Annotated in this window: 27 protein-coding genes; 8 read left to right on the forward strand and 19 right to left on the reverse strand. The window is 34.6% G+C overall.

The genetic code is table 11. The annotated features are described in order from the left end of the window. Positions 1-7 precede the first annotated feature (7 nt). Genes ACKC83_RS10430 through ACKC83_RS10450 form a run of 5 tightly spaced genes read left to right on the forward strand, consistent with a single transcriptional unit; the run spans position 8 to position 4,865 of the window. The gene (locus ACKC83_RS10430; protein ID WP_414037108.1) at positions 8-298 is read left to right on the forward strand and encodes a riboflavin synthase subunit beta; all 291 of its coding nucleotides are present in this window, start codon (positions 8-10) and stop codon (positions 296-298) included. Then, entirely contained in the window at positions 298-2,172 is a 1,875-nt protein-coding gene (gene mutL, locus ACKC83_RS10435) for a DNA mismatch repair endonuclease MutL (RefSeq protein WP_434035449.1), read from the forward strand. The genes ACKC83_RS10430 and mutL overlap by 1 nt, the downstream gene beginning before the upstream one ends. 21 nt (positions 2,173-2,193) lie before the next feature. After that, the gene (locus tag ACKC83_RS10440) at positions 2,194-2,952 is read left to right on the forward strand and encodes a rhomboid family intramembrane serine protease (protein ID WP_414037106.1); all 759 of its coding nucleotides are present in this window, start codon (positions 2,194-2,196) and stop codon (positions 2,950-2,952) included. Between the two features lie 3 nt (positions 2,953-2,955). Next, complete coding sequence (locus tag ACKC83_RS10445; protein WP_434035450.1) at positions 2,956-3,837, forward strand: rhomboid family intramembrane serine protease; 882 nt, start codon at positions 2,956-2,958, stop codon at positions 3,835-3,837. A 2-nt stretch (positions 3,838-3,839) separates the two neighbouring features. Then, positions 3,840-4,865 carry an endonuclease/exonuclease/phosphatase family protein gene (locus tag ACKC83_RS10450; protein ID WP_434035451.1) on the forward strand — a complete coding sequence of 342 codons (1,026 nt, stop codon included), beginning with the start codon at positions 3,840-3,842 and terminating at the stop codon, positions 4,863-4,865. Here the strand turns inward: ACKC83_RS10450 and ACKC83_RS10455 are convergent. The 7 genes from ACKC83_RS10455 to ACKC83_RS10485 all read right to left on the reverse strand — a co-directional run bounded on the left by ACKC83_RS10455 (position 4,857) and on the right by ACKC83_RS10485 (position 10,524). Next, complete coding sequence (locus ACKC83_RS10455) at positions 4,857-5,165, reverse strand: DUF6122 family protein (protein WP_434035452.1); 309 nt, start codon at positions 5,163-5,165, stop codon at positions 4,857-4,859. The two genes, ACKC83_RS10450 and ACKC83_RS10455, sit on opposite strands and share 9 nt — an antisense overlap. Then, positions 5,165-5,785, reverse strand: a complete 621-nt coding sequence (locus ACKC83_RS10460) for a WbqC family protein (RefSeq protein WP_434037774.1) — start codon at positions 5,783-5,785, stop codon at positions 5,165-5,167. The genes ACKC83_RS10455 and ACKC83_RS10460 overlap by 1 nt, the downstream gene beginning before the upstream one ends. Before the next feature lie 15 nt (positions 5,786-5,800). Further along, the gene (gene lepB, locus ACKC83_RS10465) at positions 5,801-7,381 is read right to left on the reverse strand and encodes a signal peptidase I (RefSeq protein ID WP_434035453.1); all 1,581 of its coding nucleotides are present in this window, start codon (positions 7,379-7,381) and stop codon (positions 5,801-5,803) included. 98 nt (positions 7,382-7,479) lie between these two features. Further along, positions 7,480-8,184: a 4-hydroxy-tetrahydrodipicolinate reductase gene (dapB, locus tag ACKC83_RS10470; protein WP_414037101.1), complete on the reverse strand. Its 705-nt coding sequence runs from the start codon at positions 8,182-8,184 to the stop codon at positions 7,480-7,482. A gap of 3 nt (positions 8,185-8,187) precedes the next feature. Continuing rightward, on the reverse strand, positions 8,188-8,847 hold the full coding sequence (locus ACKC83_RS10475) for a DUF5683 domain-containing protein (protein ID WP_414037100.1): 660 nt from the start codon (positions 8,845-8,847) through the stop codon (positions 8,188-8,190). Next, on the reverse strand, positions 8,837-9,751 hold the full coding sequence (locus ACKC83_RS10480) for a ParB/RepB/Spo0J family partition protein (RefSeq protein ID WP_434035454.1): 915 nt from the start codon (positions 9,749-9,751) through the stop codon (positions 8,837-8,839). The genes ACKC83_RS10475 and ACKC83_RS10480 overlap by 11 nt, the downstream gene beginning before the upstream one ends. Positions 9,752-9,759: 8 nt before the next feature. Then, a complete protein-coding gene (locus ACKC83_RS10485; RefSeq protein WP_414037098.1) occupies positions 9,760-10,524 on the reverse strand; it encodes a ParA family protein in 765 nt (254 codons plus the stop codon). Positions 10,525-11,074: 550 nt separating this feature from the next. On the opposite strand from ACKC83_RS10485, the gene nirK reads away from it, so the two are divergent. The 3 genes from nirK to ACKC83_RS10500 are packed head-to-tail and all read left to right on the forward strand — an operon-like array spanning position 11,075 to position 13,911. Next, positions 11,075-12,490, forward strand: a complete 1,416-nt coding sequence (nirK, locus tag ACKC83_RS10490; RefSeq protein ID WP_434037775.1) for a copper-containing nitrite reductase — start codon at positions 11,075-11,077, stop codon at positions 12,488-12,490. Positions 12,491-12,505: 15 nt separating this feature from the next. Beyond that, entirely contained in the window at positions 12,506-13,282 is a 777-nt protein-coding gene (locus ACKC83_RS10495; protein ID WP_434035455.1) for a formylglycine-generating enzyme family protein, read from the forward strand. Positions 13,283-13,293: 11 nt separating this feature from the next. Then, positions 13,294-13,911, forward strand: coding sequence for an SCO family protein (locus tag ACKC83_RS10500; RefSeq protein ID WP_434035456.1), 618 nt, complete (start codon positions 13,294-13,296; stop codon positions 13,909-13,911). A 149-nt stretch (positions 13,912-14,060) separates the two neighbouring features. Here the strand turns inward: ACKC83_RS10500 and ACKC83_RS10505 are convergent, their stop codons facing one another. The 12 genes from ACKC83_RS10505 to ACKC83_RS10560 form a co-directional block, all read right to left on the reverse strand. Further along, complete coding sequence (locus tag ACKC83_RS10505) at positions 14,061-14,525, reverse strand: hemerythrin domain-containing protein (protein ID WP_434035457.1); 465 nt, start codon at positions 14,523-14,525, stop codon at positions 14,061-14,063. After that, positions 14,494-15,717: a hypothetical protein gene (locus ACKC83_RS10510; RefSeq protein WP_434035458.1), complete on the reverse strand. Its 1,224-nt coding sequence runs from the start codon at positions 15,715-15,717 to the stop codon at positions 14,494-14,496. Before ACKC83_RS10510 ends, ACKC83_RS10505 begins: the two co-directional genes overlap by 32 nt. Positions 15,718-15,787: 70 nt before the next feature. After that, entirely contained in the window at positions 15,788-16,510 is a 723-nt protein-coding gene (gene ric, locus ACKC83_RS10515; RefSeq protein WP_414037093.1) for an iron-sulfur cluster repair di-iron protein, read from the reverse strand. Between the two features lie 11 nt (positions 16,511-16,521). After that, positions 16,522-18,768, reverse strand: coding sequence for a nitric-oxide reductase large subunit (locus ACKC83_RS10520; RefSeq protein WP_434035459.1), 2,247 nt, complete (start codon positions 18,766-18,768; stop codon positions 16,522-16,524). Between the two features lie 76 nt (positions 18,769-18,844). After that, positions 18,845-19,279 (reverse strand): RrF2 family transcriptional regulator, encoded by a 435-nt coding sequence (locus ACKC83_RS10525; RefSeq protein ID WP_434035460.1) that lies wholly within the window; start codon positions 19,277-19,279, stop codon positions 18,845-18,847. A 288-nt stretch (positions 19,280-19,567) separates the two neighbouring features. Beyond that, positions 19,568-19,990: a DoxX family protein gene (locus tag ACKC83_RS10530; protein ID WP_434035461.1), complete on the reverse strand. Its 423-nt coding sequence runs from the start codon at positions 19,988-19,990 to the stop codon at positions 19,568-19,570. 128 nt (positions 19,991-20,118) lie between these two features. After that, positions 20,119-20,592, reverse strand: a complete 474-nt coding sequence (locus tag ACKC83_RS10535) for a hypothetical protein (protein WP_434035462.1) — start codon at positions 20,590-20,592, stop codon at positions 20,119-20,121. Between the two features lie 8 nt (positions 20,593-20,600). Further along, positions 20,601-22,001, reverse strand: a complete 1,401-nt coding sequence (locus ACKC83_RS10540; protein WP_434035463.1) for a methylmalonyl-CoA mutase family protein — start codon at positions 21,999-22,001, stop codon at positions 20,601-20,603. A 17-nt stretch (positions 22,002-22,018) separates the two neighbouring features. Then, positions 22,019-23,395, reverse strand: a complete 1,377-nt coding sequence (locus ACKC83_RS10545) for a methylmalonyl-CoA mutase subunit beta (RefSeq protein ID WP_434035464.1) — start codon at positions 23,393-23,395, stop codon at positions 22,019-22,021. Then, positions 23,388-23,711, reverse strand: coding sequence for an FtsB family cell division protein (locus ACKC83_RS10550; protein WP_382381957.1), 324 nt, complete (start codon positions 23,709-23,711; stop codon positions 23,388-23,390). Before ACKC83_RS10550 ends, ACKC83_RS10545 begins: the two co-directional genes overlap by 8 nt. 2 nt (positions 23,712-23,713) lie before the next feature. Next, the gene (gene udk, locus ACKC83_RS10555) at positions 23,714-24,322 is read right to left on the reverse strand and encodes a uridine kinase (protein ID WP_414037086.1); all 609 of its coding nucleotides are present in this window, start codon (positions 24,320-24,322) and stop codon (positions 23,714-23,716) included. A 34-nt stretch (positions 24,323-24,356) separates the two neighbouring features. Then, positions 24,357-25,463 (reverse strand): PQQ-dependent sugar dehydrogenase, encoded by a 1,107-nt coding sequence (locus ACKC83_RS10560; RefSeq protein ID WP_434035465.1) that lies wholly within the window; start codon positions 25,461-25,463, stop codon positions 24,357-24,359. Between the last annotated feature and the right edge of the window lie 24 nt (positions 25,464-25,487).

Below are 25,487 nucleotides of genomic sequence, written 5' to 3' on the forward strand. Positions count from 1 at the left end.
ATGTATTATGGGGATTTTTAAAAGCAGAAAAAATAAAAAGTTTTCGTACACACCTCGACATTTTAAAAATGAAGGCGAGGGGAGTCCGTTTGAAATGAAACATAAATTCGACGATTATAGAAAGACCGTCGGACCTACAGGTGGTATAAAATCTAAATTTCAAAATGCTTTTGACGAGTTAAAAGAATCGCCAGATCGCTCAGCTAATCGTCGCATACTAATTATTATCGCTATTCTTATTTTAATATTTCTTTTTATCATAGAATTCGATTTATCAATATTCCTTCCAAATACATAATGGCAGATATTATTCAACTTTTACCAGACCATGTTGCGAATCAAATTGCAGCGGGCGAGGTGGTACAGCGGCCAGCTTCAGTAGTTAAAGAGTTATTAGAAAATGCAATCGATGCAAAAGCCGAAACCATAAAATTATTGGTAAAAGATGCCGGTAAAACTTTGGTTCAAGTCATTGACGATGGTGTGGGTATGAGTGTTACCGATGCGCGTTTAAGTTTCGAGCGTCATGCAACCTCAAAAATACGGTCTGCCGAAGATTTATTTCAACTTAATACCAAAGGGTTTCGTGGAGAAGCTTTAGCGAGTATTGCGGCCATTGCTCATGTAGAGTTAAAAACAAAACAAGAGCAAGAAGAAGTAGGTACGACCATAACTATAGAGGGGAGCGAGATTGTAAATCAGGATGTGGTGGTTACACCAACAGGAACATCGATTGCTGTAAAACACTTGTTTTTTAATATTCCTGCGCGACGTAATTTTTTAAAATCTAATACGGTTGAAACGCGTCATATTATTGATGAATTTCAGCGTGTAGCCTTGGCACATCCCAGCATTAGTTTTGTGATGTATCATAATGGCTCGGAAGTTTTTAACTTACCACAAAGTAATTACAGACAGCGTATTGTTAATATTTTTGGTCCGAAAACCAATGAAAAATTGGTGCCCGTAAATGAAGATACCGATGTGTTAAAAATCTCGGGCTTTGTGGGTAAGCCGGAGTATGCTAAAAAATCTAGAGGCGAACAATTCTTTTTTGTAAACAATAGATTTATTAAAAGTGCATATTTAAATCACGCCATAACAGCGGCTTTTGAAGGGCTGATTAAGGACGGTACACATGCGAGTTATTTTTTAAATTTAGAAGTGAATCCGCAAACTATAGATATCAATATTCACCCCACAAAAACAGAAATTAAGTTCGACGACGAGCATACTTTATATGCTATTTTAAGGGCCTCTGTAAAACATAGCTTAGGGCAATTTAATATTGCGCCGGTATTAGATTTTGAACGGGATGCGAATTTAGATACGCCTTACGATTATTCAAATAAATCGGCAAGTACGCCAACTATTGAAGTCGATCGTTCATTCAATCCGTTTGATGCAGAAAAAGCTATAGCACCTTCTAGATCTAATATGGCATCGTCATCATCATTTTCTGGACGTAAACCAGCTTCAACTGCAGGTTGGGAAAGTATGTATGTTGGTATGGAATCTAAAGGCACAAAATCGACACAGGATTTTAGTGAAATGCAGTTTGAAAGTGTAGAAAGTACAGCGTCTTTATTTGGTGAAAATCAGATGACGTCTAAGCAAAGTTCATATCAGCTTCAAAATAAATATGTCTTAAGTGCGATAAAATCGGGAATGTTAGTTATCGATCAGCATCGCGCGCACCAACGTATTTTATACGAAGATTTTTTAAAATATATAACAGGAAAGGATACAGTGAGTCAGCAGTTATTATTTCCACTGCAAATTCAGTTTTCTAAACAAGAACATGATATTATTTTAAATCTGAAAAACGATTTAGAATATGCTGGTTTTGTATTTCAGAATTTTGAAAATCAGATGGTCGAAATAATTGGATTGCCTATAAATGTTCCTGAAAGCGAAGTAAGTATTATATTAGAGCAATTAATTAGTGATGTAGAACATGAAGTTCCGGATGCTAATTTTAGTGCAGCCGATTTATTGGCCAAATCTTTAGCAAAAAGTTTGGCTATAAAACCAGGGCAATCACTTAACCAAACCGAACAAGATCATTTAGTGAATAGTTTGTTTGCGTGTAAGGACCCTAATGTTTCGCCTGCTAATAAGCCAACATTCATTACAATGACGGTGGATGAATTGGATAAAAAATTTATGTAATTTCACTGAAATAAAAATATTATGAATAGAGTAACCGAAACAGTTAAACACCTTATAATCATTAACGTTATTATGTTTATTGGGACTATGGCCGTTGGTGGTGGCACCTTGTTTTATGATTGGTTTGCCTTACATTTTCCAAAAAATGAAGCCTTCCAGCCTTGGCAAATTCTAACGCATATGTTTATGCATGGCGGTTTTATGCATATTGGTTTTAATATGCTAGCCCTTTGGATGTTTGGATCTCCGGTAGAACAACAATTTGGAACAAAAAAGTTTCTGTTTTTCTATATTTCTTCAGGTTTAGGAGCTGCGCTTTTAATGTTGGGATATTATTATTATCAATACTCCTCCGGAATGTCGGCGTTAACAGGCGCAGGATTTGCACCAACCGAAACCTTGGAGACCTTACGGTCAGGATATGCGATGTACGATTCCCGTTGGACTCAAGTTTTAGATCCCGATCAATTAGGGAAATTTGTTAGTGTGTTTAATGGGACCATGGTAGGAGCTTCTGGAGCCATAATGGGCGTACTAGTTGCTTTTGGTATGTTGTATCCAGAGTCTAAATTAATGATGATCTTTTTACCAATACCTATAAAAGCCAAATACTTTATTCCTGGAATTATCGCCTTAGATTTTATTTCGGCGGTTACGGGTCAATCTTTTTTCAGTCCGAGTAACACGGCTTATGTAGCACATATTGGAGGTGCTTTAACAGGGTTTTTAATTATGTGGTATTGGAAAAAAACACAATTCAACAAAAATCGTTGGGATTAATATATGAATACACTCAATAACGATATTAAACAAAAATTAACGCATTTAAATGTGTTAGAAAAGATAATAGCAATTAACGTTGTTATCTTTTTTATTGGCTTTATACTACAAGCTTTAACATCTACATTGCCATCGCATTCCAGTCTGCAATGGTTCGAACTGCCTAGTCAATTATCCGAACTTTTAGTAAAGCCGTGGACGTTTATTACCTATGCATTTGTGCATTACGATTTTATACATATGCTGTTTAATATGTTATGGTTGTATTTTATTGGACAATGGTTCTTAACTATATTTAGCAAAAAACTAGCTATAAATGTATATTTTCTAGGAGCCATAGGCGGTGCTATTGTATTTATATTGGGTTACAATTTACTTCCTAATGTATTTACTACAGGTGGCCGATTGGTGGGCGCTTCGGCGGCCGTTCGCGCCTTATTAATTTTTATGTGTGCGTATACGCCGCAAATGAATTTACGCTTTTTTACCTTTAATATTAAGTTATGGATTGTGGGAGCGGCTATAGTTGGAATGGATGTTTTGGGGTTAGTAGGTCCTAATGCGGGTGGTAACTTAGCCCATATTGGAGGGGCGCTTTTAGGCTATTTTTACGCGATACAATACAAAAAAGGAAACGATATTGGAAAAGGTTTCGAGGCTTTGGTAGACCAGGTTAGTGGTTGGTTTTCTAAAACAAAAAAGTCGCCTCTAAAAACGGTGCATAAGCAACGCCAAAATAAAGATATGGCGGGTTTTAAAAAGGATGAATTCGAGGCTTTTAATAAGCAAAAACGTATCGATCTTATCTTAGATAAGATTAGTAAAAGCGGTTACGATAGTTTAACAAAAGAGGAAAAAGCTTTTTTATTTAAAGCAGGAAAATAAGGATGAGGAAGCTAAATGGTATTGATAAATTCATCTTTCTAATCAATTCAGTTTTTGCGACTCTATTACTTTTATCTTATATTTTACCCTTCTTTCCGCCTAAAAACTTCTCAATATTATCGGTTTTAAGTCTTACGGTTCCCTTTCTAATTATTGCAAATGTGGCATTTGCTTTATATTGGTTGCTTAAAATAAAACTACAGATGGTACTGTCTATAACTGTGGTGCTTATTGGTTATTTTTATTCAGGATCTCTTTATCGATTTTCAAGTGCTACAGCTATAGATAATGATGAGAATCTCTCCATTATGAGTTATAATGTGAGACTTTTTAATATTTATCAATGGATTCCGGATACCGATACAGCTTTAGAAATTTCCAAATTTGTAAAGGAACAACAACCTGATATATTATGTCTCCAAGAATATCATCCGAATAACAAAAGCGCTGATTTCTCCTCTTATAAATTCCATTACATACAATTGGCAGGAGAAAAAAAGCAATTAGGGCAAGCCATTTATTCAAAATTTCCGATTGTAAATAAAGGGTCTATACGGTTTCCAAATACCACAAACAATGCCATTTATGTAGATGTGGTTAAGGAAAAAGATACCATCCGAATTTATAATATTCATTTACAATCTCTTAAAATAAATACCGAAGTTGAGGCCTTAAAAAAGCAAGATTCCGAACGTTTATTTAAAAGTATTGGGAAATCTTTCGCGGTACAACAGGACCAAACCGAACTGTTTTTAGAGCACAAAAGCAAATCTCCTTATAAGATGATTATTACGGGCGATTTAAATAATACCGCGAGCTCGTATGTATATCGTATGATTAAAGGCGATTTAAACGATACGTTTAGAGAAGCCGGTTCTGGCTTTGGTAAAACGTTTAATTTTAAGTTTTTCCCAGTGCGTATTGATTTTATTTTCGCAGATGAGAATTTTAAAATAAATGGCTTTAAAACGTTTAAAGAAGAGTATTCCGATCACTATCCGATTATGACAAAAGTGAGTTTACATTAAACTACAATCTACAGTGTCGGCTATAATATGAATAACTAGCCCTAAGCCTATAAGTCGCGTTTTCCTTGGGAGTAATAACAGAATATACACGGCAATGGCCCAATAGGAGTGAAGTGGGTGGTAATTTATACTGCATCGACCTGGACTAAATATGGGTGTGGCTAACAAATGATCTAAATCGATTAGCATCCCACAAATCATTATTAAATAGGCATATTTCCAACGCGGTTTGTAAAACCATAAGGCGATAATTAATGGCCCTAAAAAATGAATACCATAATGTATAACAGGCTGTAACATTATAAAGTTAGATCTTGACTTTCTAAATAATCTAAGGCATTTGGCCCTTCATTAAACAGTAAATCTAAAATACTTAAGTTGTTTATAAAGCCATGTTTGTCGTCGAACACTTGGGTGTATTTTTCGTTCTGAAAATTGACATCTGATTTCGGATTAACCAAAAACCTTAAGTCCGAAGCATTAACAATGTTATGTTTAAACGCTTCCGTTTTGCGAATTGGTTTTTCTAATTGAAGACATTCTGAAATAGTCTCGAAACACTTCAAATTAAAATCTAAAATAAAGTCTGCTTTAGTTTCAAACAACGGACGTAAATCATCTTCGTAATATTCAAAAAAAGGAGAGGTTTTATAGGCAGAAAGTAAAGATTTCCAATGTAAACTCTGCCAATTATCGGTGTTCGAAATTTTTACGTCTCGATATTTCTGTCTGTTTTTCTGAGTATACACCACGGGAATATTGAGTAGTAATTTTCCGTTTGCGGCATAAATATAGGTTCTTGTTCTATAGGTTTGTTTGGCAAAATTATCATCCATTTCGAAGGTCACAACATCGGACTGCGCTATAGCAGACATCTGTGCAATATCGGGGAAATATGTGGGATGTAAAAGGCTATTCAAACTCATACCATCGGATTAAGCGTTTGCTTTTTTACGTTTTCTATAGGTATTGTAACCAAATAATCCTGCGATTAAAATTAAAGAAGGAATTAAGTATGATACTGGTTCTCCACTACCTCCAACAGTTGTAAAGAAACGGTCCCAACGTGGTTTTCCGTATTGATCCCAACTCATCCAAATAAAAACAGGTTTACCAACAACGTGATCAAAAGGCACAAACCCCCAAGCTCTAGCATCTTGCGAGTTATGTCTGTTATCTCCCATCATCCAGTAGTAATCTTGTTTAAAAGTATAGGTGTCGGATACTACACCATTAATAAGAATTTGATTGCCTTTAACCTGTAATGTATTGCCTTCGTATTCCGAAATAACTCGTTTATAAAGTGGTAACACATCTACATTTAAAGCGATAGTTTTTCCTGCTTCAGGAATATATAAAGGTCCGAAGAAATCGTTATTCCAGTTATAATTTGGATTTTGAGGGAAAATTCTAGCATCTCTAACTCCTTTTTCTTCTTTAATAGGTGTAATGCTTTCTACGTTAGGATGATTTTTAAATTTTTCTGCAGCTTCGTCTGTTATCGACATAAACATATAGGTGTTTTTGTCGTTAATAATTCCAAAACGGTCGGTAATACCATATCGATCTGCTAAATCTTTAGCATTAAACTGATGGGTTTTAGGTTGTACCAAATAACTAAATTGTAGCTTGGCGCGGTCTGGTAATTCGTTTTGTTTCCCGTTAATAAATACGCGTCCATCTCTAACCTCAAGAGAATCTCCAGGTAAACCAACACAACGTTTTACATAATTAGATTTTTTATCTACCGGTTTCCAATGGTTACGGTCTGGCGTACTAAAAAAGTCGGTCACAGTATCTACTGGCCAGTTAAATACTACAATATCGTTACGCTTTATATCTTGAAAACCTGGAAGTCTTAAGTAAGGTAATAAAGTTTTATTTTTCCAAGAGTCTGCTTTTGTTTTTAAATTATCGTCTGCGACATACGATTTTAATTTGGTCTTCGGAATGGAATCGTGCACCATAGGCAAAGCCAAAGTTGTTTGCGGAATACGCGGGCCGTAATTTAATTTACTCACAAAAAGGAAATCACCAATAAGTAATGTTTTTTCTAAAGACGATGTTGGAATAGTAAATGGCTGAATAATATAGGTGTGTACAATCGTTGCTGCGACTATAGCAAATAGGATTGAGCTAATCCAATCTCCAGCACTTGTTCTAGGCTCTAAGCTACGGTCTTTAACATATGTTACATCTGCAACGTAATTTAAATAGAAATTGTAAAAGCCAAGAGACACAATAGCTAATACGGTATCTGTAGTCGAATGTTTACCGAAGCTTCGCGCGGTTTCTACCCAAACAACAGGAAACATAATTAAATTTACAATAGGTAAAAAGAGTAAAATAGTCCACCACCAAGGTCTGTTAATAATTTTCATTAAAACGATAGCGTTGTACACCGGAATAAAGGCTTCCCATGCTTGTCTACCTGCTTTTGTATAAAGTTTCCAAGTTGCTAATCCGTGTAAGATTTGGATAATTATAAAAAAAATGAAAAGTTGAGTTAGTGTCATAATCTACTTTGAATTGCTTAGTGTCTTCCCGACAAGATTTTATCTTAATATTTTAATACGTGTGCATTATGTTAATAATGTAACAGCAATTTAAGCTATTAACCAATATTTAACACATCTTTCATGCTGAAAACACCTGTTTTTCCATGTAACCATTCTGCCGCCACTACAGCACCAAGGGCAAAACCTTCTCTGTTATGTGCTTTATGCTCGATGGTTATGGAGTCTACATTGCTATTGTAAGTCACCACGTGTGTTCCAGGAACTTCTGGTATACGTTTAGCAACAATAGGAATGGTTTTAGTTTCTGGCGTATTTAGAGCCCATTTTGCATAACTATTATGTTCAGAAATAATATCGTTTGCTAGAGAAATAGCTGTTCCGCTAGGCTCATCTAATTTTTGAGTATGATGTACTTCTTCCATAGATATATTATACTGATCTAGGTTGCTCATCATTTTCGCCAGTGTTTTATTTAATTCAAAAAAGATATTTACACCTAAACTAAAATTTGAAGCATAGATAAAACCACCTTGTTTTTCCTTGCAAAGTGCCGTCATCTTATCGTAATCTTCCAACCAACCTGTAGTTCCTGAAATAACAGGGACTCCGTTATTAAAACAATTAGAGATATTGCCTACGGCAGCACTTGGCATACTAAAATCTATTGCGATATCGGCTTTGGTAATGTCGTATTCAGGATTTTCTATACTCGCTTTAATTACGATCTCGTGACCACGTTTAAGGGCAATTTGTTCTATGGTTTTACCCATTTTACCGTATCCAAGTAATGCAATCTTCATGTTTTAAAATTTAAAGTTAAGGGAAAGTTCGAGATTTGTGGTGCCTTGCATCTCGTTGTAATTAAATTGTGGTGCTAACGATAAATTATCGTCTATATTAAATTGTAATAAATGCGCATCTACATTGGCATCTACTATGTTTAATACATATAGACCAATGGTAATTAGCAAGGACATTTCTTTGTTACTTCGTAATTGTTCTTGAGCGTTTATTAATCCGTCATCAGATACACGCCCGTAGTATTCATCGTCTGTAAATCCTGCTAATCTACGTTTGTAAGCATCGCGATAGCGGTTATAAGCGTTATTGTTGTCAATATAAAAATAGATTCCTGTACCTATCGCCGCATAAACAATTGGAATTTTCCAATACTTTTTATTGTAGGCTTGTCCTAGACCAGGAAGTATAGCCGAATAAAAAGCGGCACGTGCTGGCGCTAACGGATCTATAAAACGAGATTCTATAACCGGTTCTTTAATGGCAAGTGAATCGTTAACTTTAAGCGTGTCTACTGTGGCGACAACAATCTCCGACGAGTCCACAACCAAGGTGTCTGCAGTTTTATTGGTTGCTGCAGTTGTTTCTTTATTGTTTTCTTGTGCAAGGCTATTTAAGCAGAAAAAAAAAGAGAGTAGGGTAGGTATTAAAAATTTACTTTGCACTCTGTACAAGTTTTTTTATACGATTAAAATCTTCTTCAGAATGAAAAGGAATAGTGATTTTACCTTTACCATTTTTAGCGACTTTAATATCTATTTTATGTCCGAAATAATCTGAGAAGTCTTGAATACTTTTCTTAACAAATACAGGTGTTTCCGGTGTTGGTTTACTTTCAGTTTTTTGATCTCCTAGGGCTTTGGTTTCGTTATAATCGCGAACCAAAGTTTCGGTATCTCTAACCGATAGTTTATGTTGTAAAATACGCGTATAAATATCGAGTTGCGTACTTTGATCTTCAATATTTATAATAGCACGGCCGTGTCCCATAGAAATAAACCCGTCGCGCATTCCTGTTTGAATAATCGGATCTAATTTTAAAAGGCGTAAATAATTGGCAATTGTAGAACGTTTTTTACCAACGCGTTCACTCATTTGTTCTTGCGTTAGATTAATCTCATCAATTAAACGTTGATACGATAAAGCAATTTCTATAGGATCTAAGTCTTGACGTTGAATGTTTTCAACCAAGGCCATTTCTAAAGATTCCTGATCGTTGGCAATACGAATGTAAGCCGGTATAGTTTTTAACCCTAAAGATTCCGAAGCTCGCATACGGCGCTCTCCAGATACTAATTGATACGTGTTAAAATCTAATTTACGAACTGTTATAGGCTGAATAACACCCAATTCTTTAATAGATGAGGCTAATTCGCGCAGTGATTCTTCGTTAAAATTAGTACGAGGCTGAAATGGATTCATTTCAATGGTACTTAATTCTAGCTCTACGATATTACCTATAACTTTATCCGCATTTTTATCCTGTACCGAGTTAATATCGTTACTCGGATCCTTTAGTAATGCAGATAATCCTCTTCCTAATGCTTGTTTTCTAACTGCCTTCGCCATAGTTTTTTCTAAGCGTTTTTATTAATTACTTCTTTGGCTAAACTTAAATAGTTAATAGCACCTCTACTGCTTGCATCAAAATTAATAATGCTTTCTCCAAAACTTGGAGCTTCACTTAAGCGTACATTTCGCTGTATAATTGTTTTAAAAACCATATCGTTAAAATGCTTTTGAACTTCTTCTACCACTTGGTTAGAAAGTCTTAAGCGAGAATCGTACATGGTTAATAAAAGCCCTTCTATATCTAAATCGGGATTGTGTATTTTTTGAACACTTTTTACAGTGTTTAATAATTTTCCTAAACCTTCAAGCGCAAAATATTCGCACTGTATAGGAATAATTACGGCATCTGCAGCAGTTAACGCATTTAACGTTAATAAGCCCAAAGATGGTGCGCAATCAATAATAATAAAATCGTATTCGTCTTTAACTTCGGCTAAAGCACGTTTCAGCATATATTCTCTATCGTCCTTATCGACAAGTTCAATTTCAATCGCGACCAAGTCTATGTGGGAAGCAATAATATCTAAATTAGGAGTTTCTGTTTCCAGAATGGCTTCTTTAGCGGTATTAGTATGTTCTAATAACTGGTATGTGCCAATTTCCACGGTTTCTATGTCTATGCCTAATCCCGAAGTGGCATTGGCTTGAGGATCGGCATCAATCAGCAATACTTTCTTTTCAAGCACCCCTAAAGAGGCTGCTAAATTTATAGAAGTGGTTGTTTTTCCAACACCTCCTTTTTGATTTGCAATTGCAATGATTTTACCCATTAATAGTTTGAATTTATGAGATGTAAAAATACAACTATTTATGAGTTTTAAAAATGTTACTTGTTAACAAATGTTAAGTGCCTTTTCTTTTTGATTCTAGACCGCTTTATAGTTAATAATCAGTTGGTAATAATATAAGTAACGATCACTAAATTTTTAAGCGACTTTTCGAACACATATTATCAACTATATACAAGACGATTGGATGGTAAATTATTTGTTTTTTGGAGTACTATACACCTTATGTTATATAACTTTTTATAAATAGAATTCATTTAGACGATAGAATTAGACAATGCGCATAATTTGACTATTTTTATAAAATAGCTGGATTGAATTGGTGATTTATTAAGATACAGACAAATAAAGCTTCATTTATTTATAAGATGACAATTATCATATTTAGTATTTGCAATAAATATTATTTTTGATACAATAAAAGACAGATTTATCCTTTATGTTGAAAAAGGAAAATAACCAATCAAAATTTAGACCTATGAAAACGAACTTAAATGTTTTAAAACAACGCTTTAATTGGAGACAGGCCGTGATGGTTTTGGCTTGTGTAATTTTAGCCTCTTGTGCAAAAGAAGAAAAACAGGAACCAAAGGATAATGCCGATATTAGTGTGAGTCAAACCATGATTGCAGAACTAACTGCTCCACCTCACGTACCAACTCCAGTAGGTGCTCGTAAAGCTAAAAAGCTTATCGTAGATATGGAAATTCTTGAAGAGGAAGGCGAAATGACAAATGGTGTAAGCTATGTGTACTGGACGTTTGGAGGATCGGTACCAGGAAGTTTTATTAGAACACGTGTTGGAGACGAAGTCGAATTTCATTTAAAGAATCATCCAGATAATAAATTACCTCACAATATCGATTTACATGCGGTAAACGGTCCAGGTGGAGGTGCAGAATCTTCGTTTGTAGCACCAGGACACGAAAAAGTGTTTTCCTTTAAAGTATTAAATCCAGGATTATATGTATACCACTGTGCTACGGCACCTGTAGGAATGCATATTGCAAATGGAATGTACGGTCTTATATTAGTAGAACCTGAAGGTGGTTTAGCTCCAGTAGATAAAGAATATTATTTAATGCAAGGCGATTTCTATACTAAAGGTGCACATGGCGATCGTGGTTTACAACCATTCGATATGCAAAAAGCCATAGACGAAAGAGCCGACTACGTTGTATTTAACGGTAAAGTGGGGGCGTTAACTGGAGATAATGCAATAACTGCTAATGTTGGTGAAACCGTTAGATTGTTTGTGGGTAACGGTGGACCTAATTTAGTATCGTCTTTCCATGTTATTGGAGAAATATTTGATCGTGTTCATGTCGAAGGCGGTGACCTAATTAATGACAATGTTCAAACCACATTAATCCCAGCGGGAGGAGCGGCCATAGTAGAATTTAAAGTAGATGTGCCTGGAACATTTATTATGGTAGATCACTCTATTTTTAGAGCCTTTAATAAAGGAGCCTTAGGGATGCTTAAAGTAGAAGGAGAAGAGGATAAGAAAATTTATTCTGGAGAATTAAGAGACGATATTTATTTACCTGAAGGTGGAGGTATACAGTCTATGCCTGACAATAATGAGGTGGTAGAGGAAACACCTGTAGAATCTTTAAGCGAACAACTTGAGCGTGGTAAACAAGCTTATATGCAAACCTGTTTTGCATGTCACCAAGCAGAAGGTCAAGGTATATCAGGAGCATTCCCTCCGTTAGCGAATTCAGATTATTTAAATGCAGATGTGGAACGCGCAATAGGGGTTGTACTTCATGGATTAACAGGAGAAATTACTGTAAACGGCGAAACATATAATAGCGTAATGACTAGACAAAGTTTATCGCCTAGTGAGATAGCAAACGTGTTAACCTATGTGTATAATAGCTGGGGGAATTCTAAAAAAGTGGTGACTACCGAAATGGTTAATAAGGTTCGTAATCAGAAATAATTAAAAAGGAAAATTATGCTAAAAAGAACATCTATATTGTTTTGTATGGCATTTCTCGTGCAAACTATAATACTTGCGCAAACATCGGATATGGTCTTAATTAAAGGGGGACGCTATATTCCCCTTTATGGTCGCGATTCTTCATTAGTGAAGGTAGATCATTTTTATATGGATAAACTTCCTGTTACGAATGAGCAATATGTAGATTTTGTGAAAAAATTTCCAGAATGGAAAAAATCTAAAGCTAGAAAATTGTTTGTAGATGCCACCTATTTAAGAAACTGGAAGAATGATACTACTTTAAATGATTCAGAAAAACCTAAAAGTCCAATAACCTATATTTCATGGTTTGCCGCAAGTAAATATTGCGAATGTCAAGGTAAGCGATTACCAACAGTAGATGAGTGGGAATATGCCGCCATGGCGGATGAAGAGTTAGCAGATGCTCGTGTAAAAGCATCTTATAATCAGAAGATTTTATCTTGGTACGAAGCACCGCGCACCAATACTTATGAGGTAGGACGAAATCCTGAGAATTATTGGGGCGTATCAGATTTGCATGGATTGGTTTGGGAATGGACATCAGATTTTAACTCTATTCTAATTACTGGAGAGTCTCGAAAAGATGTCGATAAAGATTCTAATTTATTTTGCGGAAGCGCTGCTATTGGAGCTACCGATTTAATGAACTATGCGGCCTTTATGCGTTATGCTTTTAGAGGTAGTATTACAGCGCGATATAGTATTAAAAATTTAGGTTTTAGATGTGTTAAAGACGTGCCTTTACCTTAAAATAAATAATTATGAAAAAAGTACTTTTAATTTGTGGTTTACTTGTGTTTGCAATAGTGTCTTGCAAAAATAATACTAATGCAGAAGCGGTAACCGAGACTGCTCAAAAAGTAGAGAAATCAGATGTCATTTCGGACATGTCTATTTATAATTTACCATCTACGTGGACCAATCAAAATGCTGAAGATATTCAGCTTAAAGATTTAAAAGGAGATGTATTGGTTATGGTCATGATTTATACAACTTGTAAGGCGGCGTGCCCGAGATTGGTTGCCGATATGCGAAATATAGAAAAACAATTACCAGAGAATACAAAAGGCAAAGTAAAAATGATATTTGTAAGTATCGATCCGGAAACAGATACGCCGGAACGTTTAAAAGAATTTGCGAAGGAAAATTTTATGGATGAAGAGCCATGGCTATTTTTGCGCTCTACAGAACAAAATACTAGAGAATTTGCTGCGGTTTTAGCGGTAAAGTATAAAGAAATTACTCCTATGGATTTCTCTCACTCTAATATTATTAGTGTGTTTAATGAGGAAGGAGAATTGGTGTTTCAACAAGAAGGATTGGGTGTAAACTCAGATGAAACTATACAAAATATAGAAAAAGCGGTTAGCGAAATGTAATAAGTATATAATCCTTAAATTATAAAATCCCCTCTAGAACTTATATTTTAGGGGGATTTTGCTTTGTAAATGGTCTCTAACAAAACTATGTTTCATTAAATATGTTTAATTTTATTAGTGTCTATGTTTCACTTCTAATAGGTATGTCGTTACTTCCAGAATTCATCTATAGTGTTTTCTTCAAGATTCTGTTCGTAATGTATTTCATCTATATGTTCCATCTCTTTAGCAGTAGCAACACTTTGAATTTCTGGGAATAGCACGCGTTCTTCAAAACGGATATGTCCTTCTAAAACGTCTGCAAGCTTCACTAAAGTATTTTCTAAATGAGTCATGGTACTAGCCAATGCATCAATTTGTTTATGTTCGTCTATGGCTTGCATTCTTAAGGGGTGATCTTCAGGTAAGATAGAGAATACATGAGCCTCTTCCATTTTAAAATGTGGTACTAAATGTGTTGTATAGAACCAATCGGTATATACTTTTATGCGTTCAACTTCAACTTCTTTTTTAAATCCTGTTCTAATTTTCCAAGCTAATAATAATCCGTGATGGTGATCTCTGCTTAGAGGCTGTAAAGATTTATGGCGCTTTAGTGGTTTGTTTTCTGTCATAATAGTTTGTTTTTGAGGTTGATATACCTATAAAGATAAAGGATATTCCTATGACTAGAAAAGAACTTAGTATAAATAGTACAAGATAATAATAGGGAATTAGCCCTATGCCAAACACAAAGCGTAAGCCTTGAAAAAACAAGACGAATTCTGTGCCTAAAAATCCTAAAATAAAGCTGTAAATCCCATAATTAAAAAGGAATGTTCTGTAGCTTATTTTAGATTGTATAATATAAGCAAATAAGAATCCTGATACCACGCCTAGCATGGTTAAATGAATAAAGCCAATTACAAAATTATGATTTTGTTTTACAATCTCGCCAATGTAAGGAAAAAGCGATGCGCTTTGAAAGAGTATTTTAATAGCAAAAGACATTAGTGCGAAATGGTATAGGTGTTTGGCTTCCTTGCTAACCGATTTTAAATGCTTTTGTATAAATGTTTTAGTTAGTTTAATAAAAAGTATAAAACATAAAATCTGGGAAAGAATACCAAATCCATTTATCCAAGTTAAAATGGGTGAAGGAGCAAACCAATGTACAGGTAATGCTAAAGTTGTTACTGTAGAAATTACCAAACTGATATAAAAAGGCTTAAATATTTTATGGTCTTGTATCTTGAAAAAATGAAAAAACAATCCTAATAAGCCTATTAAAAACCAGCCATTAAATTGAAAATGTAAAAAGAATTGAATAGCGATTTGGTAGAAGGCAGAGGCTTGTCCTAATAATCCCACTGCAGGCCCTAGGCACCACACACCAAGTGTAGAAATTAACATAAAAACAACCGCTGTTTTTATTAATACACGAGTAGGTTTGGAGGCTATATTTTGATGTTTAAATATAAGATAAGCAAAGTAATAACTGCAAAAGATATGCAGTGTAGAAAAAGTAATAGAAAATAGGGCATAACCTTGTAATGGAAAACTAATCATCATACCAATAACGGCAACTTCAGTCATCCAAAATAGACGGTTAAATGCCTTTGGTTTTTTAGAAGTAAAATGATGTACTATAAAAACATATAGCATTAAATAGACCCAACCTAACATGGCCACATGAGAGTGTGCGTGGGTTAAATTTCGGTAGTTAAAATCAATGGAAGACACAAATGCAAAGCGCATGGTTAGTCCCATTGCTGCCGCAACTAGGAAATTAAAAAGACAAACTAAGACCAGTTTTTTTGACATCATTTTATAAAAATAAAAATTCCGAAACATTGTTAAAATTAATGTTCCGGAATTTAAAAATTAAATAAAGTATTTAGCAGAATTCATTTTCCAATTTTTCTGCAGCAGGGAAGAGGATATTATTTTCTAAATGTATATGCAAATGCAAATCTTGCTCGAATTCTTGAAGCATTGCAAAAGTTACTTTATACGTGTTACACCCATCGGCAGGTGGCGTATAGTTATCTGTAATTTCGGCAATTTGTCTGAAACGCACACCTTCGTTATCATGTTCTTGCATCATGGTTGCTATTGGGTTTTTAACTGTTCCAAAACCAGGAGCTTCAATAGGTGTGTTGGTGGCTTTAGCCTTTAATAAGCGCTTAACAAAAGGAAATAAAATAATTTCTTCTTTCTTTAAATGTTGAGCTAATTCTCCAGCAGACGCAGTAAATAGATCGTTTATTTCAAATAATTCAGGATGTCTTTCGCCGTGAACTTTACACAATTTGTCTAAAAATTGTTTAATTATAGGCGATTTTTCTTCAACGTAACGGTGGTGTTTTTTCTCGATATAATCTATTAATAAATCTAAAGGCCAGGATTTATAATCTATAGATTGGTCTGTTTTAGAGTTAAGTACATGCTCTAAGCTATCGACTAAGTCGCTTGTTAAAATTCCGTTTTTCTCGCACACTTCTTGTAAAGATCGGTTTCCTCTACAGCAAAAGTCTATTCCATATTTTGTAAAGACAGCAGCAGTTCTAAAGTCTTCAGCAACAAATGCTCCTACATGTTTTTGTGTTATAGCTTCCATAATATTTTGTTTTATTTATTTTTAGTTATTTTGTTTTTCAGGGTTAAATCGAATACAAACCAGCAGATGGTAACAATTCCTACAGAGAAGATAATATCTCCTATACCTCGCATCCATTTTAAGACAATCATTGTTGGATCTTGCATTAATTCCGAAGAACGCGCAAACCACATGCCGTGCTCTATACTTTCAATAGCTTGCCATATTCCTATAGGCATTAAGCTTAACAAGGCCATAGCTAGTAAACCTATATTTAACGACCAGAAAGAAATTTTAATAAGTTTATTATTCCAAGTCACATTTCTATATAAACTACGTAATACAAACAGCATAAGTCCAATTCCTAACATACCATATACTCCAAATAAAGCCGTGTGGGCGTGTAATGGTGTGGTATTTAAACCTTGAATGTAATACAGTGCTATTGGCGGATTAATAATGAATCCGAAGATTCCAGCGCCTAAGAAATTCCAAAACGCAACGGCAATCATAAAGTAAATGGGCCATTTGTAGTCTGCAATCCATTTAGTTGCTTTAGATAATTTGTAATTATGATAAGCTTCGTATCCAATTAAGGTTAATGGCACAACTTCAAGGGCGCTAAACGTAGCTCCTAAGGCCATAATAGCTTTTGGTGTTCCAGAGAAATATAAGTGGTGAAAGGTTCCTAAAATACCACCAGACATAAATACAATGGTTGCTAGTAATACGTTTAAAGTCGCTGTTTTAGTTTTTAACAGACCAAGTCTTACAAATAAGAATGCAATAACTACGGTGGCGAAAACTTCAAAGAATCCTTCAACCCATAAGTGAACAACCCACCATCTCCAGTATTCGGCAATTGCAAGGTTTGTATGTTGTCCCCACATTAATCCTGAAGCGTAAAATAGGGCAATAGCGGTACACGAAATTAAGAACATAATAATAAGGTTCTTCTCTTCGGTTTTACGTTTTAAGACTGGTAATAAAGGTCGTACCATTAACGCTAGCCATAAAATAAGACCTACGAAAAGGAATATTTGCCAAAAACGACCTAAATCTACATATTCGTAACCTTGATGACCAAACCAGAAGTTTTCTAAATAGTTTAGTTTTTGCATCACGCCAAACCATTGGCCAATCATAGATCCAAGCACGATAATAAGTAGTGCAAAGAATAAAAAATTAACTCCAAATTTTTGAAATTTAGGATCTTTACCAGACACTGCAGGAGCAATGTATAAACCTGTAGCTAACCATGCTGTAGCAATCCAGAAAATAGCTAGTTGCGTATGCCAAGTTCGTGTTACAGAATAGGGTAAAATCTGATCTAAAGCAAAGCCGTAGAATCCGTCGCCTTCTACACCATAATGTGCAGTTACTATACCTAATAACATTTGAATGACCATTAACAAGGTCACCACCCAAAAGTATTTTTTTACCAAGTGCATGCTTGGTGTCATGCCTTGTTTTAGTAAAGGATCTTCGGCTGGAGCCGGCATCTCTTCGTCTTCACCAGATTTTACATGATAGAATACAAGAATTCCAATACATAGAATTAACAGTATAATACTAACTCCAGACCATACCATTAAATCCATTGTTGGAGCATTTCCAACAAGTTCGTCTGCAGGCCAGTTGTGTGTATAAGATACGTTACTGTTTGGACGTTCGGTAACTGTTGCCCAAGTGGCCCAAAAGAAAAAGGCATTCATTTTTTGCATTTTAGCATCATCCTTAATCGTGTTTTTCGGGATGGCGTAATCTGCTCTTAATTTATCGAACGACGGATCGTTTGTAAATAATCCTTTGTAGTATTCACTTAAGTGATTTATTGCTGCAACACGATTTTGGCTGATGGTAATCGTATTAGACGAGGCATTAAACGTGTTTTTTCGAACATCGTTTTGTAATCTAATTTTTAGTGCAGCTTGTTGTTCATCTGTAATATCGTTAAAGGATTTATTAAAATCGTTTTTAGCATAAATATCTAAAATATAAACAGCTTCTCTGTGTAGCCAATCGGCAGTCCAATCTGGAGCAACATAAGCGCCGTGTCCCCAAATAGAACCTAACTCTTGGCCACCTATACTTTGCCAAATATTTTGTCCGTCTTGTATATCTGCTTCTGTAAAAATGGTTTCTCCGGTATCCGATACTATGGCTTTAGGTATAGGAGGAGATTGTTGGTAGATTTCAAATCCGTAGTATCCCAGGACACTAAACGAAAAGATTACAACTGCAGCAAAGAGAATCCATAGTTTTTTTTCTTTATTCATAATTTAAATTAATAGATAGTTAATTAATTTCTTAACTCGGATAAAATTGTCCGATTTATAGTTAAATTTTTTTTTTTTATCGTTTTAGAAAGGTTTCTCCCAATTTTATATCAAGTGCTAAAGATTCTAAGTCTGTAGATTCTAACATTTCTCTTAATTCTTCTCTCACCGATTTAAATTTATCGTGCATAGGGCAGGGCTTGTCCTCATTACATTCCTGTAAACCCAGTCCGCAACCTTTATAAATATTGTCGCCATCAATAGCATTCACAATGTCTGCCAGTTTTATAGTTTTAATTTTATCCTTATTAATTTCAAAACCACCGTGAGCACCTTTAATAGAGTTAACTACATTATTTCTGGCTAAAGCTTGTAAAATTTTTGCCGTAAAAGCTTCAGGCGAGTTAATCTCCTTTGCTATTTCCTTCGGACTCACACGTCTTTCTTCTAACGAATTTAACGCTATAAAAATTGAAGCTCTAATGCCGTATTCACATGCTTTTGAAAACATAAATTAATATTTATAATGCAAATATATATACAAATTTTAATAAGGACAAATTTATCCGAATTAAAATTTACTTATATTTTACTGATTAAAATTAAGTGGTTCGCTATGTTAAATAGCTAATTTTTTTGTTTTAAAGATAAAGAATTATAAATGTACTCGGAATGTTTTATTTTGGAATTGTTAACCGTACGTATTTAGTCTAAAAGCTATGTTTAGAAAGGAGTATGTCGCGTATTGTAGTTTAATATTTAAAGTCGGTTTTTGCGCGACAATGTGATGCTTTTAATTTTAAAATTTGTTCTTGATATACTTTAGGGCACCGGTAGACCATAATGCCCAAATTACTAAAACGGGCTGAAAAAACAACCGTACCAATCTTTTTGTATCGGTATCTAGGCCAAAAGCATCGTTACCATTTAGATATTGTGCAATATTTCCTGGAAAAATTAAAATGTAAAATACAGCTAAGGCGATACCAATTATTATGCTTTGCTTTTTCCAAAAAATCATGGAGAGTCCAAAACCTAGTTCAACTAGTCCTGAAAGAATCACCACCAAATCTTTACCTAAGGGAACCCAATTTGGGACTTGAGCTTGAAATTCGTCACGCTGAAAAGTGAGGTGGCCTATGGCGGCTAAAACCATAATCGAGCCTAAAATAATTCTGAAAATAGTTTGAGTTCGCGTGGTAGAAACTGTTTGATTATTCATTATTCTAATTTTAAAGTAAAAATACTTAAGCTTATGATTTTAAATTAACCAAAACAACATATTAATTAATAGTAATGCGTTATGGTGTTAGGTTATTATAAACTATTTTTAGAGGACGGTTAGTTGTCTTATTCAATTAAAAGTGTGAGCATTTGTATAACAACATCACTTATGGCATCTTCAGGTTTCATAATAATATGAACACCTAGGTCGCTTAATGTTTTATAATCTTGTTTAGTTAGTGGGGCGCCATCTACCAACAGCAAAATATATTCGCATTTATAATCTGAAAGTGAGGAGATAAGTTCTGAAACTTGATCCATGCTTTCTCGGGTTAATCCTGATAAATGCAGGGCATGTACATCGTTCTCCACTGCTTGTTTGGCAATGTCTTTAGCCACTTGAAATGACGGACCAAGATCTACGTCGAAACCTAAATCGGCATACGTTACAGCAATAGTTTTAGTGTCGCGTTCGTGATTGTTTTCTCCGAGTCTAGAAAGCAATAAGCGTGGTCGTCTTCCTTCTTGCTCTGCAAAAGTATTTGCGAGTGCTTTGGCTTTTATAATAGATGTAATTTCTGTATTTGTCTCATTTTTCATTCCGAAACTTAGTTTGCAACCTTACAAATCTCACTAAAAGTAGCCTTAGATTTTACGGCTTTAATAGCTAAAGTTAATCGATTTTCATCATTCTTTTTAAAAGCTTCTGTTAATTTTGGAAGTGTATCTGCAACACTATTTTCATCGCGATGTATTGGCGTAGACTTTGTAGATGGTGTTGTTTTTTTTAATGCTGAATGCTCAGTCGCCTTTTTTATTAATTCTGATGTGACGGTGTCCGAAAGTATGTTTGAATTTTGGTAAGTTTCAAAAATAGACCATGCTTTTTCTGAAAGTTCCTGAGTGCGTTTTTCAATATAAAAACTACCCGCCCAAGGATCGACAGTTTTAGTAATTTGAGTTTCTTTTTGTAAAAACAGTTGTATGTTTTTATCTAAACAATCCGATTCTAAAGTGGATGGTATCACAGTTTGTGTTTCTAAACTTTGCGTACCACCAAATACAGAAGTAAGCGCTCCAATAGTTGCTTGAGTCACGGCATTTTCTGAATTTGAATTCGAGTCGCTAACCGGTTTTGCTTTACAATGAATATGTAATGCTAGAGCATTTCCGTTATTTGGCTGGTAAGTTTTTACAACTTTTGCCCATAATAATCGCGCGGCTCGCAGTTTTGAAATGTCACTAAAATGATTCATTCCTACTCCGAAATTTAACGATAGGCGAGAAGCGATGTGGTCTATTTTTAAGCCGGAATCAACTCCGTTTTTCAGGAGGTTATTCGCAGAAATAAGCATAACCGCTAATTCCGTTTCTTGAGAAGCGTGTCGCAAGGTATCATTACAAATAGAAATACCGTTAAAAAGAGGTGTCTGTGATTTAGTTACATCTAAAATCTCTGCAATGGTGTTTTTAGAAGAATTTGCTGTGTTAAAAAGGTTTAAACCTTCTAAAGCATCAACTATAAAAGAACCTTTTAAGTCTTTAATATTAAGATTTTGAGCTTCTGCTGTTGCTATATAAAAGGCTAAATAAACCAGTCCTTTAGCATTGTTTTTAATTGAAATAGTAATAGCGTCTAAAGGAATATCTTTAAATACAGATATAAACTGATCGAGCGTTTCTACGCAAATAGTTTCATCTGAATTACAAATAAAGTCCAATACAAAATGACGTTGTCCAGCTTCAAAATTACGTTTATAAAAAGCGTTGTAATCTTCAACAACATTTAGGTGTGCCGTTTGTTGTATATCCCAAGGCGATCGGATATACATGGTTGAGGAAATTCCTCGTAAAAAAGGCGGAATTCCAGCTCCGAATTCAAAGTCAGAGTCAGAATCACCTGAAATTAAAGCATGGTGTTCCGTTTGAAAATTAGCTTCATCACAAGAGTTTTGAGCTTGATTTTTGGCGCTATTTAACGAGATATGTTGTAGATCTTTTCTACTCATGTTACAATTTGAATATACTATTTTTCAGTTTTTAATCGGTGTTGTTCTATGGTCTCAGCTAAACGCCTTGGTATAATGGGTTCTATTAGCGTTTTTCTAGGATTTTGTTTTACAAACGGATATAAATCTAATTGATCTTTTATTCGACTTTCAGGATTTATATTAGAATTAGTACCGATTAAAGCAATCTCACCAGCATTAAATTGCTCTTGTTCTTTTTGGGCATTTTCTTTAATTTTTTTCTGAATTGAACCACCTTTCAAGAGTTTTAAAAATCCGCCTTGACCTTCTAAATCTTTAAACAAGGCTAATGATTTTTCTGCCAATTGATGCGTTAAGGTTTCTATATAATACGAACCATTAACGGGATTATTTATTGGTGTATAATCTGTTTCTTTTTTTAATATTACCAGTTGCTGTCTCGCTTTTTGTTCTCCGGCGGTGTGGTGTTTATGAAAAAGTGAATCGAAAGCCATATTGCAAACACTATCTGCGCCACCTAAAATTGCACTCATAGATTCTGTAGTCGTTCGTAACATATTGGTTTTACAATCGTAAATGGTTTTGTTACGTTTGGATGGACTAGCGATAATATGGCATTCGGTATTTACGTTATATTCTGATGCTAATGTATGCCATAAGACACGTAACGCACGAAGCTTAGCGATTTCGAAAAAATAATTGGAACCTGTAGCTACTTTAAATGTGATTTTAGTTTTAAAAATTTCCGAAAAACGGTTTAAATATTCGTTGGCATGTGCCAATCCGTAAGCCAGTTGCTGGGTTATTGTCGCTCCTGCGTTCTGATAAAGCTCTAGATTTACACTTACGCTACTTTTTAAATGAGAACTGTTTTTTAGCACGGTTTCCAATGCTCTGTGATCGGCGTTAAGTGTATTGTACCAATTTCCATCTTCAGTAAGATGTCCGATAATATCAAAATTTACATAAAACGAAGCCTTAATTTCAGAGGCCATAACATCCAGTTTCTCAATAAATTTTGAAGAACAAAATTGTAAATCGAAATAAATAGGTACAAGATGCAAATCTATATTTTGCAATAATTTGCTCAAATCGCAGTGTTCTGTTGCGATATTAAACGCTAGAGCTTCAGCACCATCTTGTAAGGCGATTTGTGCCAAATTATTAGATTTCTCTTCAGAATTTACATAAATGGATTGAGTGATTTTAAACGTGTTTGAAGTAGATTTAAAGTTGAAGGGAATCGTTTTTAAATCGTCTTTACTATAAAAAGGCTTAACGTTAATGTCTTCGTTTGAATGCCAAATAAGGGTCTTATTGTAGTCGGCACCGTTTAAATCGAATTGAATCTTTTGTTTCCACGCTTTTGCCGATACCGAATTAAATTCTTCAAACAAATTGGTGTTACTCATCAGATTCTATATTTAAACTGTCTTCGTATTCTATAATGTAAATATCCTCTTTTTCGCGTTTTAAATAATAAGTTTCACGTGCGAATTTTTCAAGACCATCTTCAGTATTTAACTTTTTATACGCCTTGCGATCCTTTGTAATTTCATTGATATAATACTCTTTTTGCTTATTTAGATCGTCGATATCGTTATTCAATTCGTTATGGATTAAATACGAATTACTATCGAAGAATAGCATCCAAATAGCAAAGCCAATCCCTGGAATTACAAAGGGATTTTTAAAAGGTTTTATATATTTATTATTGAAAAATTTCAACGTTATAATAGTTTTTCATTAATAATAGTACGCACTATATTTATAGCTACTGTATTAAATTTATTGTTTGGAATTATAATGTCTGCATACTCTTTCATCGGTTCGATAAATTGTTGATGCATGGGTTTTAAAGTGGTAAGGTAACGATTAAGAACCTCATCCATATCCCGTCCGCGTTCTGCAATATCCCGTTTTAATCTTCTAATTAATCGTTCGTCACTATCGGCATGAACAAATATTTTAATATCGAATAAATCACGAATGTCAGGATGTGTAAATATTAAAATACCTTCAACAATCATCACTTTTCTAGGATGCGTTAAAATGGTATCGCCAGTTCTGTTATGCTTTACAAAAGAATATACGGGTTGCTCGATAGGCTTTCCTTTCTTAAGTTGTTTTAAGTGTTTGACTAACAAATCAAAATCGATAGATTTTGGGTGGTCAAAATTAATTAATTTACGTTCGTCGTAAGATAGGTGAGAGGTGTCACTATAATAGGAATCTTGAGATATGATACCTACTTCCGCATCCGGAAGTTCATTTAAAATTTGATTTACAACCGTTGTTTTTCCACAACCTGTTCCTCCTGTAAGGCCTATAATGAGCATTGATTTTGTGTTTTATGAATGGACAAATTTAGGGCTAATTCTTCGGAATAATTTTAACTATTCCAAGATTTTCTACACCTACGTAAATATAACCGTCAGGACCTTGAACAATAGAGCGTACACGTCCGATATCTTGTAGTATTTTTTCTTCTTTAACGACTTTATTGCCTTTCAAAATACAGCGATTTAAATATTGAAATTTTAATGAACCAACGAGTACATTGTCTTTCCATCCCTTGTATTTATCGCTAGTCACATAACACATGCCCGAAGGCGCAATAGATGGCGTCCAGTGATGGATAGGCGATTCCATGCCTTCTTTTTCGGTATAATCTGTAATTGAAGTACCCCAATAATTAATTCCGAAGGTAACTAATGGCCAACCATAATTTTTTCCAGCCGAAATAATATTAATTTCATCTCCACCTTTTGGACCATGTTCATGTGCCCAAATTTTATTTGTTGTAGGGTTGATTATCATCCCTTGTGGATTTCTATGACCGTAAGAATAAATGGCTGTTTTAGCCTTCGGAGAATTTACAAACGGATTATCTTTTGGGATCGATCCGTCATCGTTAAGTCTGTAAATTTTACCACCATCTTTTGTAATGTCTTGAGGGTTTTCGTCGCGTTCGCCACGTTCTCCGATACTAAAGAAGAGGTAATTGTTGTTATCAAAAAGAATGCGAGAACCAAAGTGATTACCACTATTAAAGTTTGGCGTTGCTTTATAAAGAAGTTCCTTATTAGTTAGCGTATTGTTACTAATTTTTGCTCGCATAAGTGCTGTATTGGCACCAGAACCTTGACCTTCTGCAGAGGCGTAGGTAAAATAAATCCAACCATTATCTTTATAATTAGGGTGTAATGCAATATCTAACAAGCCACCTTGTCCCAATTGTTCTATTGCAGGTAATCCAGAAATGTTGATTTTCTTACCATCTTTAAAATGAATTAGTGTTCCGGATTTCTCGGTGATTAGCATAGATTGATCTGGAAGAAATACAAATCCCCAAGGATTATTAAGGTCTGAAACCACTGTTTCGAAGGGATAATCGTTTACAGGTAATTTTTTTTCTTGAGCACAGGCCGTAAAATGAAGAAGTAAAACTATTGATAATAAGTGTTTTATGTAGGTCATGTTATTTTTTTTCAAATTTAGTTA

It is taken from the genome of Formosa bonchosmolovskayae (genome assembly GCF_051016085.1).
Classification (GTDB): Bacteria; Bacteroidota; Bacteroidia; order Flavobacteriales; family Flavobacteriaceae; genus Formosa.

Coding starts and splice junctions, on each gene's coding strand:
- mutL (WP_434035449.1), top strand. CDS start 298: ATGGCAGATATTATTCAACTTTTACCAGACCATGTTGCGAATCAAATT.
- ACKC83_RS10530 (WP_434035461.1), bottom strand. CDS start 19,990: ATGAATAATCAAACAGTTTCTACCACGCGAACTCAAACTATTTTCAGA.
- ACKC83_RS10445 (WP_434035450.1), top strand. CDS start 2,956: ATGAATACACTCAATAACGATATTAAACAAAAATTAACGCATTTAAAT.
- ACKC83_RS10450 (WP_434035451.1), top strand. CDS start 3,840: ATGAGGAAGCTAAATGGTATTGATAAATTCATCTTTCTAATCAATTCA.
- ACKC83_RS10505 (WP_434035457.1), bottom strand. CDS start 14,525: ATGACAGAAAACAAACCACTAAAGCGCCATAAATCTTTACAGCCTCTA.
- lepB (WP_434035453.1), bottom strand. CDS start 7,381: ATGACACTAACTCAACTTTTCATTTTTTTTATAATTATCCAAATCTTA.
- ACKC83_RS10510 (WP_434035458.1), bottom strand. CDS start 15,717: ATGATGTCAAAAAAACTGGTCTTAGTTTGTCTTTTTAATTTCCTAGTT.
- ACKC83_RS10525 (WP_434035460.1), bottom strand. CDS start 19,279: ATGTTTTCAAAAGCATGTGAATACGGCATTAGAGCTTCAATTTTTATA.
- ACKC83_RS10545 (WP_434035464.1), bottom strand. CDS start 23,395: ATGAGTAACACCAATTTGTTTGAAGAATTTAATTCGGTATCGGCAAAA.
- ACKC83_RS10535 (WP_434035462.1), bottom strand. CDS start 20,592: ATGAAAAATGAGACAAATACAGAAATTACATCTATTATAAAAGCCAAA.
- ACKC83_RS10500 (WP_434035456.1), top strand. CDS start 13,294: ATGAAAAAAGTACTTTTAATTTGTGGTTTACTTGTGTTTGCAATAGTG.
- ACKC83_RS10540 (WP_434035463.1), bottom strand. CDS start 22,001: ATGAGTAGAAAAGATCTACAACATATCTCGTTAAATAGCGCCAAAAAT.
- ric (WP_414037093.1), bottom strand. CDS start 16,510: ATGGAAGCTATAACACAAAAACATGTAGGAGCATTTGTTGCTGAAGAC.
- ACKC83_RS10495 (WP_434035455.1), top strand. CDS start 12,506: ATGCTAAAAAGAACATCTATATTGTTTTGTATGGCATTTCTCGTGCAA.
- ACKC83_RS10480 (WP_434035454.1), bottom strand. CDS start 9,751: ATGGCGAAGGCAGTTAGAAAACAAGCATTAGGAAGAGGATTATCTGCA.
- ACKC83_RS10520 (WP_434035459.1), bottom strand. CDS start 18,768: ATGAATAAAGAAAAAAAACTATGGATTCTCTTTGCTGCAGTTGTAATC.
- udk (WP_414037086.1), bottom strand. CDS start 24,322: ATGCTCATTATAGGCCTTACAGGAGGAACAGGTTGTGGAAAAACAACG.
- ACKC83_RS10560 (WP_434035465.1), bottom strand. CDS start 25,463: ATGACCTACATAAAACACTTATTATCAATAGTTTTACTTCTTCATTTT.
- ACKC83_RS10430 (WP_414037108.1), top strand. CDS start 8: ATGGGGATTTTTAAAAGCAGAAAAAATAAAAAGTTTTCGTACACACCT.
- ACKC83_RS10485 (WP_414037098.1), bottom strand. CDS start 10,524: ATGGGTAAAATCATTGCAATTGCAAATCAAAAAGGAGGTGTTGGAAAA.
- dapB (WP_414037101.1), bottom strand. CDS start 8,184: ATGAAGATTGCATTACTTGGATACGGTAAAATGGGTAAAACCATAGAA.
- ACKC83_RS10440 (WP_414037106.1), top strand. CDS start 2,194: ATGAATAGAGTAACCGAAACAGTTAAACACCTTATAATCATTAACGTT.
- nirK (WP_434037775.1), top strand. CDS start 11,075: ATGGTTTTGGCTTGTGTAATTTTAGCCTCTTGTGCAAAAGAAGAAAAA.
- ACKC83_RS10455 (WP_434035452.1), bottom strand. CDS start 5,165: ATGTTACAGCCTGTTATACATTATGGTATTCATTTTTTAGGGCCATTA.